This window comes from Pseudomonas sp. MF09156 (assembly GCF_059862305.1).
Genome location: NZ_JCBCUR010000014.1, coordinates 83,296 through 100,992 on the forward strand (window position 1 = coordinate 83,296; position 17,697 = coordinate 100,992).

Below are 17,697 nucleotides of genomic sequence, written 5' to 3' on the forward strand. Positions count from 1 at the left end.
AATAAAAAAGGATGTTTATGCAAACCCTCACCCCCTCCTCTATCGCCCATGCCGTGAGCGCTCAATTTGCTGATCGCCCGACACTGGAAACGGTAATCCGCCAACAACTCGCGTCGGCCATCGGCGCCAAATACCCCACGTTGACGATAGACCTGAGCCGCACTCGCCTGGCCCGGCCGCAACGCCGCAGTTGGCTGTTACAGCCATTTATGGCAGTGGTTCAGGATGCGCTGGCCAGTGGCATCGCGCTGGACTTCAGCGACGTGGACAACGTGCCCTGGTACCTCTCGGACGAGCCGCCAAAACGCCTGAAACTGCCCGGTTTGAGCCGGGAAAACCTCGATATGCAGGTCATCGCCAGCCTGATTGGCGAACTGCCCCAGACCCTGCCCATCGCCCTGCAAAATGCCTTGGCCGACTATTGGGACGCCGGTCATTGGCGCTGGCTTGCGCACGTACTGATGGACACCTTGCGCGTTTGCGCCCTGCGTCACACAAGCCTGGATGCACAGGCGCAGGAGGCGGTCGACCAACTGGTCACCCTCCCCGACCGTGAAGCGCGGATCGCCCGCCATGGCCAAGGTGTGGTGTTCGCCTATGGCCTGGAAGTCACCCTCAAAAGCGCGGAACAGAGCAGCCACCTGCTGAGCCCGAAACTGGTGTTGATCCGTACCGTGCAAGGCAAGACGCCGGCGCTGCTGTGCAGCCCCGGCGGTGGCATTGAAGCGTTTGCCTCCATGGATGCGTTGGTCCAGGCCTACGGCCAGCGCCTGGGTAGTCAATATCAGGTCGACGATATCCTCATCCAGCGCTACGAGCCCGACGGCGATATCTTCGAGCACCAGGCAGCGATGATCCTCAATCGCCAACTGGCAGACCTGGGCAACCTGCGCCTGCCCACGGCCCAGCCCTTCAGCGCCTGGCAGGCGCTGTATGCTGAACTCACCGATCCCGGGCGGTTTTTGCGCGACTCACCGGCCGCCCCACTCCAGGCCTTGGACACCCTGCGCCAACACCTGCCGAGCTGGCTGCTACAGGCCAGCGTCGACGACCGCGCGACTTACCGGCGGTATGCCCTGGCACTGGCCAGCGCCAAACAGCGCGGCGGCGGGCGCCACTTTTTCAGTGATCTGGACGATATCCGCACCTTCACCGTCAAGGCCCTGCTGCAAGCCCTGCAACACGACGCGGTGACCTTCGACTCCCTGTTGCCTACGCCACCGTCTGTCGCCGCCCTGCACCCCGACGACCTGCAACTGACCTTCACTGTCACCTCGGGCTATCCGGGCACCGTCGGAATTATCCGCCACGAGCGCATGAGCCTTACGGACATGGCCATCGACAACCTGGCCAGCCGCCCCAGCGGCACCGTGACCTTGAGCAATCGCCATGGCCTGGCGCTGCCGTCCTGGCTGACCGCCGACTATTTGATGGGCGCCGGTGGCCTTATTGAAAAGGTCGATATCGGTCAACACTACCCGCGCCTGCTGGAGCAGCACCTGTTGGGCGACAGCCCCGAGGCGCAGCAGCGTGAAACGTTGTTTGCCGATCAGCAGGCCGCGCAATTGCCGTTGCTGGCGCTGGAGTTGTACCTCAAACAACAGGCCGGCGTGAGCCGCCAGGGCGCACGCCTGGTGGCCGCGCTGATGCAGGGCAATGTTGCCGAGCAGCAGGTCGACAACCGCCAGGTGGTGATCCGCCATTTGGCGTTGGTACGGGCCCCTGGCGCCCCTGCCGATAGCGTCTGCAACATGTACCTGATCGAAGCGTTGAACGCCGATGTCGGCCCTCATCTGCTGTATCGCCCGTTGTATGCCCAAGCGCTTCAGGAATTCGCCAGCCGCCAGACGCTGTTCGAGGCCATCGCCCAGCCCGGCGAGCTACAGGACAGTGTGCTGACCTGGCTAAGTGACAGCGCCCGGCCGATTTATGCCCACGGCGGGTTCCGTGAGCCGCACTACCTGCGCTTCGGCCAGGGCGATGAATTTGCGCTCTTGAGCAAGCCGGTGCCGGCGACCCTGTCCCGCGATGGCATCAACGAGGAATTGCAACAATGCCTGGCCACCGGGCGCCTGATGAGCTACCTGTTCAGCGACCATGCCCGCTCACTGGTGCAACAGGCCGACCGCGAGTCGGTGTCCAACAGCGAGAGCCGCTGGCAGGTACTGCTGGAGGGTAGCAGCCTGTTGTTCGGCAATCTGTTGCTGCCATTGTTGCGCGGGCCGGCGATGCTCACTGGCTGGCTGCTGGGCCTGATGGCCAGCCTGGGCCAGGACATTGCGGCACTGGCCGCCGAGGATCAGCAGCAGCGCGAGCTGGCAGCGGTTGATCTGCTGCTCAATCTCGGCCTGCTGCTGTTCGAGGCGGCTCCAGAGGTGACGGCGTCTTACCCGCCCCTGGCTGCCGGGCTCAAGGCGCGTGCACTGCCTTCGGCGCTCGCCCCGCGTATTGCCGAACAATGGCCGGTGCCCCTGGCTCCGACGATTCGCGAGGGAGCCGTGACCCTGCCGGGCATGTTGCCGGACACCAGCCGCAATGTGTTGGACTTCAGTTTCGCGCAGACCCGTCAACGCCTGACGCCTGCCCAGCGCGTGCGGCTGAGCAGTTTCAAGGCCATCCGGCCGACGCCCCTGCCGCGCCCCGTGCTGAATGGGCCACGCAAGGGGCTGTACCTGGTTGAAAACATTTGGCACGCCGAGGCGAATGGCGAATGGTTGCAAGTGACCCTGGGGCCGGAGGGCGACATCAGGGTCGTCGCCCCTGGCGATACCACCCGCAGCGGCCCTTACCTGCGCAGCGATGCCAACGGCGTGTGGTCGGTAGATACCCGCCTGCGCCTGCGAGGTGGCATGCCCCCCAGGCGGATCGCCGCCGAACGTCAGCGACGGGCTGAGCGGATCAGCCAACTGACGCGTTCTTACGAACAGTTCATCCAGGGGCAGGTGGCCCGGCAAAAACGGATCGAGATTATCCTGGGAGTGATGACCAGCACCGCCGAAGACCCACGCTTTGGCGAAGCGCAACAGGCTGACAGTCGCCAACGCTTCGATACGGCCCTGCAGGAACAGACATTGGAATACCAGCAGCAGTTGGACAGCCTCAAAGAACGCAGCGAGCTGGGGATTGCCTTGCCACCCGAGTCGGTGGCGAGCTTGCTGGAAAATATCGTCAACAACACGCGCAAGCATGTGGTGGTGGCCAAGAAAGATCGCGACGCGCTGTACCGCAACAACAGACACTTCACGTTCCGAGGAGAACGCCTGGCCGAGGCTGTGTTCGGTAACTTTGCAGCTTACCGGCGGTTCATCCGGGAAATGATTGTCATCAATGAGCGTTCGATCCACTGGCTGGAGCAGCGTGATCGTTACCTGGACCAACTGTTCAACCTGGGCAACGCCGGCAGCGAACACTACCGCCGCCTGACCTGGGAGCGTCCCCAGGAAATCAGCGCCCTGGCCGTCAAGGACTTGCTGATACGCAACTACGCACTGATGACCCACAACCACCCGGATCATCCACTGGTCAATGTACTGATCGACATCCTTGAACCCCTGCAGGAACACTTGCGTACCCACAGTGAGCTGAACGATCTGGAACTGACGGCCGAGGACCGCGTCAGCGTGCTGGAAAGCCTGGTGGAGCACTATGGCCGGGGCCTGGATTCGTTGCAGGGGGTCGGCATCGTCAAAGCCGATGAGCTGGACAGCGAGCATTTTGCCAAGTTGCTCAAGCTGGTGGAGGGGCTGTACCAGGACGCGGCCCAGCAACTGGCCAGCGAAATCAAACCCGTCGCCCAGCCACCCAGGCGCCCGAGCCGGCGCAACCCGGCGGTAGCCGGCAAGCCGCTGAAAAAAGTCATCCGCACCCCGAAAAAAGGCACGTTTATCGGTGAGGTCAAACCCGTGGGCAGCGTGGAAACCGTCGAAGTACGCTCCCAGGTCAATGACGAGCTGCTGGGCCTGTATTCACAGCGGGGCGAGCAATGGATCGCATTCAAAGAAGCATCGCCCCCGCGCTCTCCGGCGGCACCGCGCGCGCTGAACCTGGTCAAGGGTGAGGCCCGCAAACTGCTGGCCATGCTTGAAGAGCACCTCAAGCGTGGCGAGCAATACAAGAAAATTTCCCGGCACCCGGAAGAGGTCCAGGAGGTGCTGCAGTATGAGTCGACGCGCTATGACAAGCTGGCCACCGAGCTGCACCAGGCGATCCAGGCCCAGCCCGTCGAAGCCCGCACACCGGCTGACCAGACCCTGGAAAATGACATGCGCCAGGCCGCGGCCCGCCTGAGTGAGCGTGGCCAGGCGCTACGCATCCAACTGTGCCTGGAACTGCCGCCAACCCACGGCAACCTGGAATACCTGATCGAGCAGAAACACGCCAATATGGCGTTGCTGGGCGAGCGTATCCAGTTAAGCGGCGAGCGCCGGGACTTCGTCCAGGAGTATGCCGTCAACGACCCGCTCGGTTACCCGTTGTGGTACGCCCACTTCCACTACCCGGCAGCCGATACGCCCAAGGAACACTACACCGCCGCCCACCTCAAGACACGCGAGCAACGCCGGGTCGGCTACTACTCGCAACTGGCCAGGGCACAAAGCCCCCAGGCGGTCGTGGATGTACACCGTGGTTTGATTGGCAAGGCGTTGGCCGAGCGGTGGTTCCTGCCATTGGCCACCTGACAGGGCACACACGCTCGCGGGTGACAACAGGCCCCTGGGGACAAGGGCCTTGCCTGCGGTAAGGCTCAGTGGGCAAACAGCGAATTGCCCTTCTGCCCCGCCAGTTTCTCCGGCTTGATCAGGAACCGCGCCAGGGCCGGCAGCAGCCACAGTGCACCGAACATGTTCCACAGCAGCATGAAGGTCAGCATCAGGCCCATGTCGGCCTGGAACTTGATGGCCGAGAAGATCCAGGTGCACACGCCGATCGCCAGGCACAGGCCGGTGAACAGTACGGCTTTACCGGTGGATTTGAGGGTCTGGTAATAGGCTTCCTGCAACGGCAAACCGGCGCGCAGGAAGCTTTCCAGGCGGCTGTAGATGTAGATGCCGTAGTCCACGCCAATCCCCACGCCCAGTGCCACCACCGGCAAGGTCGCGACCTTGACGCCGATGCCCATGAACGCCATCAGCGCGTTGCCCAGCACCGAGGTCAGCACCAGCGGCAATACGATGCACAGGGTCGCGGCCCAGGAACGGAAGGTGATCATGCACATGGTCGCCACGCACAGGTAGACCAGGATCAGGATGGTCAGCTCGGCTTCCTTGATCACCTCGTTGGTAGCCGCTTCGATCCCGGCGTTGCCCGCGGCGAGGATGAACTCCAGGCCTTCCTTGTTGTTTTCCTTGGCGAAGTCCTGCACCGCATGCACCGCACGGTCGAGGGTCTCGGCCTTGTGGTCGTTGAGGAACACCAGCACCGGCGCCAGGGAGCAATTGTTGTTGTACAGGCCATCGGCACGGGCGATGGAGTTGTTCAACACATCCGGGTTACGGGACAGGGTTTCCCATTTCAGGTTGCCCTCGTTCATGCCCTTGATCATCTGCTTGGACACGGTCACCAGGGAGATCGCCGACTGCACGCCCTCGGTGTTCTGCATTTTCCACATCAACTGGTCGATGGGCGCCATGGCTTCGTAGTGCGAGCAGCCTTCTGCGGGGGTCTTGACCATCACTACCAGCACATCGGAGCTGGTGGAGTAGTTGTTGATGATGAAGTTGTTGTCTTTGTTGTAGCGCGAGTCCGGGCGCAGCTCCGGGGCACCCTGGTCGAGGTCGCCGATCTTCAGGTTCTGGCTGTACCACAGGCCGCCACCGAAGGCGACCAGGGCCAGGGCAATGGAGATGGGCGCGACTTTCGGGCTGGCAAAGTTCGACAGCAGGCGCCAGAACGGATGATCGCGGTTGGCGTCCTTTTTGCTCTTGGCAATCGCACGTTTGCTGATACCCACATAGGAGATCGCGACCGGCAGCAGGATCAGGTTGGTGAACACGATCACCGCCACGCCGATGGAGGCGCCGATGGCCAGTTCGCGGATCACGCCGATATCGATGATCAGCAGGGTGATAAAGCCCACCGCGTCCGCAAGAATCGCGATCATCCCTGGCAGGAACAGTTGCCGGAACGTACGGCGGGCCGCCGTCAGGGCGTTGTCGGCCTCACTGGATTGCAGGGCGATGCCGTTGATTTTCTGCACACCGTGGGAGATGCCGATGGCAAAGATCAGGAACGGTACCAGCATCGAGTACGGATCCAGACCGAACCCGAAAAAGTGCATCAGGCCCAGTTGCCAGACCACCGCCACCAGCGTGGTACTCAACACCGCGATGGTGCTGCGCACGCAGTTGGTGAACCACAGCAGCAGCACCAGGGTGATCACGAACGCAACGCCGAAGAACAGCACCACCATGATCAGGCCGTCGATCAGGTCGCCCACTTTCTTGGCGAACCCGACGATATGGATCTGGACGTTGGGGTTCTGCTCCTGGAACTTGGTGCGGATCTTGTCTTCCAGTTCGTGGGAGAACTTCTGGTAGTCCAGGGCCAGCAATTTTCCCTGGTCCTGCGGGTCCGGGTAGGACTCCAGCAGCGGGATATCGACGATGCTCGACTTGAAGTCGTTGGCCACCAGGCGCCCCACCTGCCCGGACTTGAGCACGTTGTTGCGCAACTGGTCGAGGCTTTCCGGCGAGCCGTTGTAGCTCTGCGGGATCACTTCGCCGCCGGCGAAGCCCTCCTCGGTCACTTCGGTCCAGCGCACGCTGGGGCTCCACAGGGACTTGAGGCCGGAGCGGTCGACGCCGGAAATGTAGAACACTTCGTCGTTGATCTGGCGCAGGGTCTCCATGTACTCCTTGGAGAAGATGTCACCGTCCTTGGCCTCCACCGAGATACGCACGGTGTTGCCCAGGTTCGCCAGGTCGTTGCGGTGCTCCATCATCTTTTCGATGAAGGGGTGTTGCAGGGGGATCATTTTTTCGAAGCTGGTGGACGGGCGAATCAACGTCGCCTGCCAGAACAGGAAGATGCTCACCAGCAGGCAGATCACGATCACTGCCGGGCGGTTATTGAAGATCAGGCGCTCAAGAAAGGTCGCTTTATCGTTGTGATGACTGCTCATTCTATCCCCGCCTTCTTATTGTTTTTTGCGTTCGGCGCCGGTTGGCTCGGCGACGCGCACGCCACCCTGCCCCACCAGAATCAAGTCGCCATTGCCCGCCGCCGTCACCGCCGAGAGTGAAATGCGGTCCGGGCGGTTGAATACGCTGAACGTCAGGCCATCGTCGTGGCTGACCACCACGCTGCCGCCGTTGCCAACCACCACCAGGGTGCCGTCGTCGAGCAGGGTCGCACCCGACAGGCCAAACTCCAGGGCGCCACGGGCGGCCTTGAGCTCTACCGGCATCCAGGTGTCGCCAAAATCGGTGGAGCGGAACAGGTTGCCACGCAAGCCATAGGCCAACAGGGTCTTGGGCTGGGCGGTGCCGATCACGCCAAACAGCGAGCCCTCGTAGGGGCCTTCAAGTTTTTCCCAGGTCTGGCCCGCGTCGCTGGAGCGGAACATGCTGCCCTGCTCGCCAACGATAAACAGGCCGGCGTCCTTGACCTGGGCGATGGCGTTGAGGTGGTACTGGTCTTCGTTGTCCAGGCGGTCGCTGACATCCTCCCAGGTCTTGCCCGCGTCGGTGGTCTCGATCAGCGCACCGTAGGCGCCCACCGCAAAGCCGTGGTTGGGGTCATTGAACAGCACGTCCAGCAGCGGTGCTTCACGGCTGAGGTCCTTGAACTGCTCGGTCCAGGTAGCCCCGGCATCGCTGCTGGCGAGGATCTTGGCGTCATGCCCCACCGCCCAACCATGCTGCTCGTCGATGAAAAACACCGCCGTGAGCAACTGCCGGGTCGGCACCTTGGCCTGCACCCAGGTCGCGCCCTGATCATCGGAATAGAGGATATGCCCGCGATCACCGACCGCCACCAGGCGCTTGCCGGCGTGCACGACGTCGATCATCAGGCCTTTTTCGGCCTTCGGCGATTCAATGGCAAATGCCGCAGGTTCTGCGGCGTCGGTTGCAGCCTGGGCAGCCGTCGACAACGCGACAACCCCCAGCAGCGAGAGCGCTGTAGCCAGCACCGCGACCTTGCGCGACGCGAGCGGGCGGCAAAAACCCACACCCATGACAGGCTCACTCATAGACCTTTCTCCCATTTATTATTGTTAGGTCGTAACACCTTGCAGGGTGTTCGCAGTGCGCAAACCTGCAATCTAGAGCCCCTTGAGGAAGCAGGGGCCATCCTATCGGGCTTTGGAATCGTCTGACAATCGGCGCTACGTTATCTTTTGTTAACTAGAGGCCTTTTGCCTTCGCGCTGAATATAGCCGCATTCGCTGGAATGATGACTTGCCCGCAGCCAGCTGGCGGTATTTTTATTCCACATATTGATTGTAGGGAATTTTTATTCTATTAATTGCCCTCCTGAAAACAATAACCAAAAGGACCACCGCCATGCGCGCACTTGGAATCGGCCTGATCGGTACAGGCTTCATGGGCCGTGCCCACGCACTGGCGTTCAATAACGCCCGTGCAGTGTTTGACTTGCCCTTCAACCTGACACTGGCGGCCCTGGCCGATGCCGACACCGAGCGTGCGCAGCGCTGTGCCAGTGCCTGGGGGTTTGCCCAGGCACACGGCGACTGGCAACAACTGATCGAGGATCCGCAAGTGGACCTGGTGGCCATCACCACCCCCAACCACCTGCACTACCCCATGGCCATGGCGGCACTGGCGGCGGGCAAGGCGGTGTATTGCGAAAAACCCCTGGCGACCAGCCTGCAGCAAGCCGACGCCATGCGCCGCGCCGCCCGCGACGCCGGGGTGGTGACGCGAGTCGGCTACAACTACCAGCACAACCCGATGATCGTCCTGGCGCGGCAGATGATCGAGGCGGGCGAGTTGGGGCAGATCATCAGTTTCCAGGGCGAGTTCAGCGAAGACTTCATGGCCGACCCGGCGTCGCCCTGGTCCTGGCGCTGTGAGGTAGAGCATGCCGGCGGCGCCCTGGCGGACCTGGGCAGTCATCTGCTGGCCATGGCACGTTACCTGGTGGGCGATGTGAGCAAGGTGTGCGCCGACAGCCAGACCGTCCACGCCCAACGCCCGGCCAGCCCTGGCAGCACCCAATTGCGCTCAATTGCGGTGGACGACCAGGTACATGCCCTGCTGCGTTTTGCCAATGGCGCACGCGGCACCGTCAGCAGCAGTTGGCTCAAGCACGGCTACAAGAATCACCTGAGTTTCGAGATCAGCGGCACACGCGGCACCCTGGCGTTCGATCAGGAGCGGTTGAATGAGCTGCGCCTGTTTCGCCTCGGTGACCAGGGTTTCCAGCGCCTGCTGGCAGGCCCCGCCCTGCCCGGCTATGCCGCGTTCAGCCCGGCGGCGGGCCATCAGTTGGGGTACAACGAACTGAAGACCCTGGAGGTGCAGGAGTTGATCATGGCACTGGCCGGGCAAGGTGCAGCGGGTACTGATTTTGACGCGGCATGGGAGGTGGAGCGGTTGGCGACAGCGCTTCGGCTGGCGGTGCGGGAAGAGCGGTGGGTCAACGTGAGCGAAATTTAAAGACCTGCACCGATCAATGTGGGAGCGGGCTTGCCCGCGATGGCGGGCTGTCAGTCAGCACATTTATTGACTGACATTCTGTCATCGCGGGCAAGCCCGCTCCCACATTAGACCGTATCAAGTCAGCGCAATGCGCGGCGCAGGACCTTGCCCACCGTGGTCTTGGGCAACTCTTCGACGCGGAACTCGACAAACTTGGGCACCTTGTAACCCGTCAGGTATTCCCGGCAATGGGCCAACAGCTGTTCCTGAGTCAGGCTGGGGTCGCGGCGCACCACGACAATCTTTACCTTCTCCCCGGTCACCCCATCCTCCACGCCAATCGCCGCCACTTCCGCAACGCCTGGATGCAACGCCACTACGTCTTCGATTTCATTGGGGTACACGTTGAAACCCGACACCAGGATCATGTCCTTCTTGCGATCCACCAGGCGGATGAAGCCCTGTTCGTTCATCACCCCGATATCCCCGGTCGACAGCCAGCCCTCGGCGTCCAGTACCTCGGCGGTTTCCTTGGGGCGCTGCCAGTAGCCCTGCATTACCTGTGGGCCGCGTACCTGCAATTCGCCCTGCTCGCCGATGTCAGCCACTTCACCGTCCTCGCGGATGAAGCGCACCCAGGTCGACGGCAATGGCACGCCGATGCTGCCGGTAAATTCCATGTCGCGCATGCGTGAGATATCGATGGGGCTGATGCTCACCACCGGCGAGCACTCCGTCAGGCCGTAACCCTCGATGATCGGCAGCCCGGTGACTTCTTTCCAGCGCTTGGCCACCGCGGTGTGCGTGGCCATGCCGCCAGCGATGACCAGGCGCAGGTCGGAAAAGTCCCGGGCGCGGAACTCTGCGTTCTCCAGCAAGCCGTTGAACAACGTGTTGACCCCGGCAATGCCGTTGAAACGCTCCTTGCGCAGGATCATCTGCACCCGCTTCACGTCCCGTGGGTTGGCGATCAGGATATTGCGCCCGCCCAGGCACATGAACATCAGGCAATTCACGGTCAGGGAAAAGATGTGATAAAGCGGCAACAGGGTGACGTTGGTTTCCTGCTGGTTCTGGTCCAGTTGATCGCCCACCCAGGCCTTGGCCTGCAACAGGTTGGCGATGATATTGCGGTGGCTGAGCATCACGCCCTTGGCATCGCCGGTGGTGCCGCCGGTGTATTGCAGGAACGCCAGTTCTTCACGCGCCAGCGGCACCGGGGTGTGGGTCAGGCCCCGGCCCTGTTTGAGCGTCTGGTTGAAACGCAGCGCACCCGGCAGATTGAAAGCGGGCACCTGTTTTTGCACACGGCGCAGGATGAAGTTCATCGCCGCGCCCTTGAAGGTGCCGAGCAGGTCGCCAATGGCCGCGATGACCACGCGTTTGATCGTGCTGCCGGCCACGACTTTTTCCAGGGTGTGCGCGAAGTTCTCGAAGATCACCACAGTCTCGGCGCCGCTGTCCTTGAGCAGGTGCTTGAGTTCGTGGGAGGTGTACAACGGGTTGACGTTGACCACCACCGCACCGGCGAGGATGGTGCCCAGCAGGCAGATCGGGTACTGCAGGCAGTTGGGCATCATCAATGCCACGCGATCGCCCTTGCGCACGCCCTGGGCTTGCAGCCAGGCGGCAAAGGCGATGCCCTGGGCCTGCCAAGTGGCGTAGGTCATTTCGGTGCCGATGCTGACGTAGGCCACACGGTCGCGGTATTTGTGCAAATGCTCGAGAAACACCTCGCGCAACGACGGGTAGTCCTCGATGCCGGCATCGATGTCGCTGGGCACGCCGGGCAGGTAGGCGTTCAGCCAGATACGTTCGGTTTGGTCCAGGCTTACAGCATTCATCGCAGTCTCCTTATTGTTGTTGTAGGGCTACTTTTCAACGATGGCGGTAATGCCCAGGCCGCCGGCGGCACAGATGGAAATCAAGCCGCGCCCGCCACCACGCTGGTGGATGGCCTTGGCCAGCGCCGCCAACTGACGGCCACCGGTGGCGGCAAAGGGATGACCGCAACCGAGCGAGCCGCCGTTGACGTTCATCTTGGCGCGGTCGATAGGCCCCAGCGGCGCCTCCAGCCCCAGGCGCTCACGGCAGTAATCGGCGTCTTCCCAGGCCTTGAGGGTGCACAGCACCTGGGCGGCAAAGGCTTCGTGGATCTCGAACAAATCAAAGTCGGCAAAACCCAGGCCTTCGCGCGCAAGCATGCGTGGCACGGCGTAGGCCGGTGCCATCAGCAGGCCCTCACTGCCATCGACGAAGTTCACCGCCGCGGTCTCGCCGGTACGCAGGTAGGCCAGCACCGGCAGGCCGCGGGCGGCGGCCCATTCCTCGCTGGCCAGCAGCACCACCGAAGCGCCGTCGGTCAGCGGCGTGGAGTTGCCGGCCGTGAGGGTGCCGTTCTGCCGGTCATAGGCCGGGGACAGGCTGGCGAGCTTCTCCAGGCTGGCGTCGGCGCGCAGGTTGTTGTCGCGGGACAGGCCGCGATAGGGGCTGATCAGGTCGTCGAAGAAGCCGTTGTTATAGGCCGCTTCGAGGCGCTGGTGGCTGGTCAGGGTCAGTTCGTCCTGGGCCAGGCGCTTGATCTGCCAGCGCTTGGCCATTTCTTCGCAGTGTTCGCCCATGGACAAGCCGGTACGCGGCTCGCCATTGCGTGGCAGCAAAGGCTTGAAAAACATCGAGGGACGCACCGCCAACAGGCTGCGCAACTTGTTGCCGGCGCCCTTGGCGCGGTTGGCCGCCAGCAGTGTGCGGCGCAGGGACTCGTTGATGCCGATGGGCGCGTCGGAGGTGGTATCGGCGCCTCCGGCAATCCCCACTTCAATCTGCCCAAGCGCGATTTTATTGGCCACCAGCAACGCCGCCTCAAGGCCCGTGCCGCAGGCTTGTTGCAGGTCGTAGGCCGGGGTCTCGGCAGACAGGGTGGTGGACAGCAACGATTCTCGGGCCAGGTTGAAATCCCGTGAATGCTTGATCACCGCGCCAGCGGCAAACTCGCCCAGGCGCAGGCCGTGGAGGTTGTAGCGGTCCACCAGGCCTTGCAGCGCAGCCACCAGCAAATCCTGGTTGCTGTCGTGGGCGTACACCGTGTTGGAGCGGGCAAACGGAATGCGGTTGCCACCGACAATCGCCACACGGCGCGTCGGGGCGGGGTTGAAGCTGTAGTCACTCATGGACGACTCTCATCAAAACGTGGGTGCCAGATAAACAGGCCGCGCATATGGGGTTTGTCGCCGGCCGGGTTGCGCACCTCGAACGCGTGGCGCGGGCCGTCTGCCGGGGCATTCCACAGGGCGACCTGGCCGGGCAGGAAGATCGGCAACTTGAACTCGCAATGGGCCTCGGCCACATCCAGCCCGCCCGGGGGTTGCTGGGCGGCCAGGGCGCGGCCCAGGGTCCACATGCCATGGGCAATGGCCCGGCGAAAACCGAACAGACGCGCGCCGATCAGCGAGGTATGGATCGGGTTGAAATCCCCCGACACCTTGGCAAAACGCCGCCCCAGATCCGCCGGCAGCACCCAGCGCTGGGTCCGCCGCAGGTCCTCTTCGGGCAATTGCAGGCTGTGCCCCCAGGGTTCGCCCAGCGGGTTGGCGACATCCCGGCGCAGGTACAGGCTTTCGCTTTGCCACACCAACTCGCCGGCGCTGTAGGCATGGGTGGCAATGCTCAAGGCCTGGCCCCTGGCATGGGCCACCCAGCGCTCGGCAAACACTTCCAGGCGCAGGGCCTGGCCTTCCTGCAGGCGCCGATGCTGGCGGATGCGATTGGCCAGATGCACCATGCCACTGGCCGGGTACGGAAAACTCGGGCGCGTCAGCAGCATCAAGTGCAAAGGGAACGCCAGCACATGGGGATAGGACAGCGGCACCCCTTGCTCACGCCGGAAACCACAGGCCCGGCCGTAGGCGGCAATATCCCTGGCACTCAACTCCACCGCCGAGCGCACCAGGCGCTCCCTGGGCAAGGCCGGCGCCCCCTCAAGCTTGGGTTTGCGCAGCGCCAACAGGCCATCGAGCAACAGGCGATTGCGCGATGGCGGCGGATCGATAATCTGCGTCACGTAGTCCATGCTCAGGCTCCCAACAGGCTTTGGCCGCACACCCGCACCACCTGGCCGTTGACCCCGCCCGAGGCGGGATGCGCCAGCCAGGCGATGGTTTCGGCGACGTCGATGGGTTGCCCGCCCTGGGACAGGGAGTTCATGCGCCGCCCCGCTTCGCGAATCATCAGCGGGATTTTCGCGGTCATCTGGGTCTCGATAAACCCCGGCGCCACGCCATTGACCGTGACCTGCCGCGCCGCCGCCACGGGCGCCAGGCCCTGCACCAGGCCAATCACCCCGGCCTTGGAGGTGGCGTAGTTGCTCTGCCCCAGGTTGCCGGCGATCCCGGAGATCGACGACACACAGACCACCCGCCCACCGGCATTGAGCCCCTGCCCCTGCAGCAAGGCTTGACTCAAGTGCAACGGCGCTTCGAGGTTGACCGCCAGCACACTGCGCCAGGCGGTTTCGGTCATTTTCGCGATGGTCTTGTCGCGCGTGATCCCGGCGTTATGCACCACCACATCAAACGCACCGTGCTCGGCCACATAAGCCTGCAACTGCTGCACCGCATCGGCGGCGGTGATGTCCAGCGCCCAGGCGTGGCCGCCGACGCTGCTGGCCGCCTGCTCCAGGGAGGGCAACGCTTGCGGCACATCCACGCACACCACGTGCGCGCCGTCACGGGCCAGGACCTGGGCGATAGCCAGGCCAATGCCACGGGAGGCGCCGGTGACCAGGGCGCGGCGGCCGCTGAAGGGCTTGTCCCAGTTGATGGCGGGGGCGGCATCGACCGGATGTTCCAGGCGCACCACCTGCCCCGAGACATAGGCCGAACGCCGCGACAGGAAAAAGCGCAGGCTGCTTTCCAGGGCCTGCTCGGCACCCGGCGCGACATAGATCAGTTGCACCGTGATCGCCCGCCGCAGCTCCTTGGCCAGGGACCGCACCAGGCCTTCCAGGGCACGCTGGGCGATGGCCTGGGGCAAGTCCTGGCAGTGTTCGGGCGCGGTGCCCAACACCACCACGCGCGCGTGCTGCCCCAGGCGTCGGGCGTTGGCGTGGAAGAATTCGTAGAGTTCGTCCAGTTGCTTGAGGTCGAGCACGGCACTGGCATCGAACACCGCGCCCTGGACCTTGACCGTAGACGGCGCCTTGAGCGTGGCGGCCTGGGCCGGCACGGTGTCGGTGGCCTTGAAGATGCGCCGCACCTCGTCCGCCAGGCGCCCTGCCCCGGCGATGATCACCGGGTTGGCCAAGCCTTGCTGGCCGCTGCGATGACGTTGCAGGGGCAAGGGTTGTGGCAAGCCGATAGTCTGGGCCAGGCGACGGCCCCAGGCAGAGTTCACAAAAGAGAGATAGCTGTCGCTCATAAATCGATCCGTTTTCCTGACCTGCAAACCCAATCTCCTGTGGGAGCTGGCTTGCCTGCGATGGCGGTGTGTCAGATTGCATCTTTGGCACAGACACACCGCTATCGCAGGCAAGCCAGCTCCTACAGGGCGCGTGTTGGTGTTTAGTTCACCGGGGCGTTTTCACGTTTTTTGCTGCTGGGTTTGGCCACTTGCTCCAACGCCTGTTGACGCTTTTGCAGTGCCTCCAGCAACCCGAAGTCCTGCGGGAAGTCGTCCACCTGGATACCGTGGTCGGCGTACTCCACGTAGCGCGCCAGCAGGGTGTCTTCGTCGGCGCTGATCAAATCCAGGGCCCGGGCCTTGATGCGCCAGGCGGTAAACGCCGTACTGCTGATCGGCATCGGGTCGAGGGTGCCTTGCTTGACGGCCGCCTTGAGTCGCCCTTCGATCAACTCCACCTGGGGCAGCAGGCGGAACGCCAACTCGCCGTAGGCCAACTTGTCGACTTCCGGACGCGGGATGTAGGAGTTGGCCAGCAAACGGTCGCGGCTTTCGCCCGGGGTCTGCACCAGTTCGGCCACCTGGGCCAGCAAGCGGTCTGACGGCTTGCGCTGGGGAATGCCGAACGGGAAGCTCAAGCCACGAATCACTGCCGCAGCCGGCTTCGAAGGATAATTGTCGAGCACCTCGGCCAGGGCTTCATGGGCCCGCAACAGGGCGTCCTGGGCCGACCAATGCACCAGCGGCAGATCCGCCTGGGGCCGGCCATCGTCTTCAAAACGCTTGAGCACGCAGGACAAGATGTAGAGCTGGGACAGCATATCGCCCAGGCGCCCGGTGATGCTTTCTTTGCGCTTGAGCGCCCCGCCCAGCACGCCCATGGAAATATCGGAAATCAATGCCAGCACCACCGACAGCCGATTGGCCTGGCGGTAGTAGGACGCAAGCGAAGGGTCGGTCTTGGCCGGCACGGCAATCAGCCGCCCGCCGGTAAGAGAATGCACCGCCGCACGTACGGTGTTGGCCAGCACAAAGCTCAGGTGACCGAACATGGCACTGTCGAACGCCAGCAGCGCCTGGCGACTATCGGTGTTGCGCGCCGCTTCCATCTCGCGAAACACATAAGGATGGCACCGGATCAGGCCCTGGCCGTAGATGATCAGGCAGCGGGTCATGATGTTCGCGCCTTCCACCGTGATCGCGATGGGGCTTTGTTGATAGGCACGGGCCAGGAAGTTGTTGGGCCCCATGCAGATGCCCTTGCCGGCGACGATGTCCATGCCATCGTTGACGATGATCCGCGCACGCTCGGTGACGTGGTATTTGGCAATTGCCGAGATAACCGAGGGTTTCTCACCGGCATCCAACGACGCCACCGACACCTTGCGCACCGCATCGCAGGCATACAGGTGCCCGGCCATGCGCGCCAACGGCGCCTGCACCCCTTCAAACTTGCCAATCGGCAGGCCGAACTGCTTGCGCATCGCGGCATAGGCCGTGGTACCGCGTACCGCCACCTTGCCCAGGCCAACGTTGGCCGACGGCAGGGAAATCGCGCGCCCGGCGGCCAGGCATTCCATCAACATGCGCCAGCCGTTGCCCACTTGCTCGCGGCCGCCGATCACCCACTCCAGGGGGATAAACACGTCCTTGCCGGTGGTCGGGCCGTTCTGGAACACCGCATTGAGGGGCCAATGGCGGCGACCACTGTTCACCCCGGGATGGGACGTGGGGATCAACGCGCAGGTAATGCCCAGCGAACCCGGCTGGCCCAGCAGGCCGTCCGGGTCTTCGGCGCGAAAGGCCAGGCCCAGCACCGTGGCGATGGGGCCGAGGGTGATATAGCGTTTGTCCCAGGTCACGCTGAAACCCAGCACTTGCTGGCCTTCATGCATGCCCTTGCAGACGATGCCCAGGTCGGGAATCGCCCCGGCGTCGGAGCCGGCATAGGGGCTGGTCAGGGCAAAGCACGGGATGTCTTCGCCCCGGGCCAGGCGCGGCAGGTAGTAATTGCGCTGGGCGTCGGTGCCGTAATGCAGCAGCAGTTCGGCAGGCCCCAGGGAGTTGGGGACCATCACCGAAATCGCCGCCGCCGAGCAACGGGTCGACAGCTTCATCACCACTTGCGAATGGGCATAGTGGGAGAAGCCCTTGCCGCCATATTGCTTGGGAATGATCATGCCGAGGAAGCCGGCGTCCTTGGTGTACTGCCAGCCTTCGGGCGACAGGTCCTGCCAGACCTGGGTGGTTTCCCAGTCATTGGCCATGTCGCAGAGGGTTTCCACTTCGTTGTCGAAGAACGCCTGCTCTTCGGCGCTCAAGCGTGCCGGAGCGGCTTGCAGCAGGCGCTGCCAATTGGGTTTGCCGCTGAACAACTCGGCGTCCCACCACACGGTGCCGGACTCGATAGCCGCGCGCTCAGTGTCGGACATGGCCGGCATGATCGTGCGAAACAGGCCCAGGGCCTTGCTGGTCAACAGTGCGCGGCGCAGCGGCTTGATGCTCAGCAGCAGCGCCGGTACCACCACCAGCAACGCCGCAACGCTCAGGCCAAACCCAGCGACCACATTGAACAGGTAGCCGCCCGCCAGCCAGGCCAGGCCAGCCCCCAGCCACAGGGTGGCTGCCGCTTGTCGATACGCCAGGGCAGTCGCCGCAGCGAGTCCCGCCAATAACCAGATAACCATGGAGATACCTC

At 63.3% G+C, this 17,697-nt stretch carries 9 protein-coding genes; 2 read left to right on the forward strand and 7 right to left on the reverse strand.

Going from position 1 to position 17,697, the window contains the following annotated elements; translation table 11 throughout:
- Positions 1-17 precede the first annotated feature (17 nt).
- Entirely contained in the window at positions 18-4,679 is a 4,662-nt protein-coding gene (locus AC19YY_RS23850) for a hypothetical protein (RefSeq protein WP_500604969.1), read from the forward strand.
- Between the two features lie 65 nt (positions 4,680-4,744).
- Here AC19YY_RS23850 and AC19YY_RS23855 read toward each other — a convergent pair whose 3' ends face one another.
- Positions 4,745-7,120 (reverse strand): efflux RND transporter permease subunit, encoded by a 2,376-nt coding sequence (locus AC19YY_RS23855; protein ID WP_500604970.1) that lies wholly within the window; start codon positions 7,118-7,120, stop codon positions 4,745-4,747.
- A 15-nt stretch (positions 7,121-7,135) separates the two neighbouring features.
- Positions 7,136-8,176 (reverse strand): WD40/YVTN/BNR-like repeat-containing protein, encoded by a 1,041-nt coding sequence (locus AC19YY_RS23860; protein ID WP_170041594.1) that lies wholly within the window; start codon positions 8,174-8,176, stop codon positions 7,136-7,138.
- Between the two features lie 328 nt (positions 8,177-8,504).
- Here AC19YY_RS23860 and AC19YY_RS23865 point away from each other — a divergent pair, with 328 nt between their 5' ends.
- The gene (locus AC19YY_RS23865; protein WP_500604971.1) at positions 8,505-9,620 is read left to right on the forward strand and encodes a Gfo/Idh/MocA family protein; all 1,116 of its coding nucleotides are present in this window, start codon (positions 8,505-8,507) and stop codon (positions 9,618-9,620) included.
- A gap of 122 nt (positions 9,621-9,742) precedes the next feature.
- Here AC19YY_RS23865 and AC19YY_RS23870 read toward each other — a convergent pair whose 3' ends face one another.
- The 5 genes from AC19YY_RS23870 to AC19YY_RS23890 form a co-directional block, all read right to left on the reverse strand.
- Positions 9,743-11,446: an AMP-binding protein gene (locus tag AC19YY_RS23870; protein WP_169955775.1), complete on the reverse strand. Its 1,704-nt coding sequence runs from the start codon at positions 11,444-11,446 to the stop codon at positions 9,743-9,745.
- 27 nt (positions 11,447-11,473) lie between these two features.
- Positions 11,474-12,772, reverse strand: a complete 1,299-nt coding sequence (locus tag AC19YY_RS23875; RefSeq protein ID WP_170057105.1) for an acetyl-CoA C-acetyltransferase — start codon at positions 12,770-12,772, stop codon at positions 11,474-11,476.
- Positions 12,769-13,671, reverse strand: coding sequence for a MaoC/PaaZ C-terminal domain-containing protein (locus AC19YY_RS23880; RefSeq protein ID WP_500604972.1), 903 nt, complete (start codon positions 13,669-13,671; stop codon positions 12,769-12,771). Before AC19YY_RS23880 ends, AC19YY_RS23875 begins: the two co-directional genes overlap by 4 nt.
- A 2-nt stretch (positions 13,672-13,673) precedes the next feature.
- Complete coding sequence (locus tag AC19YY_RS23885; RefSeq protein ID WP_500604973.1) at positions 13,674-15,017, reverse strand: 3-oxoacyl-ACP reductase; 1,344 nt, start codon at positions 15,015-15,017, stop codon at positions 13,674-13,676.
- 143 nt (positions 15,018-15,160) lie between these two features.
- Complete coding sequence (locus AC19YY_RS23890) at positions 15,161-17,686, reverse strand: acyl-CoA dehydrogenase (protein WP_500604974.1); 2,526 nt, start codon at positions 17,684-17,686, stop codon at positions 15,161-15,163.
- Positions 17,687-17,697 lie beyond the last annotated feature (11 nt).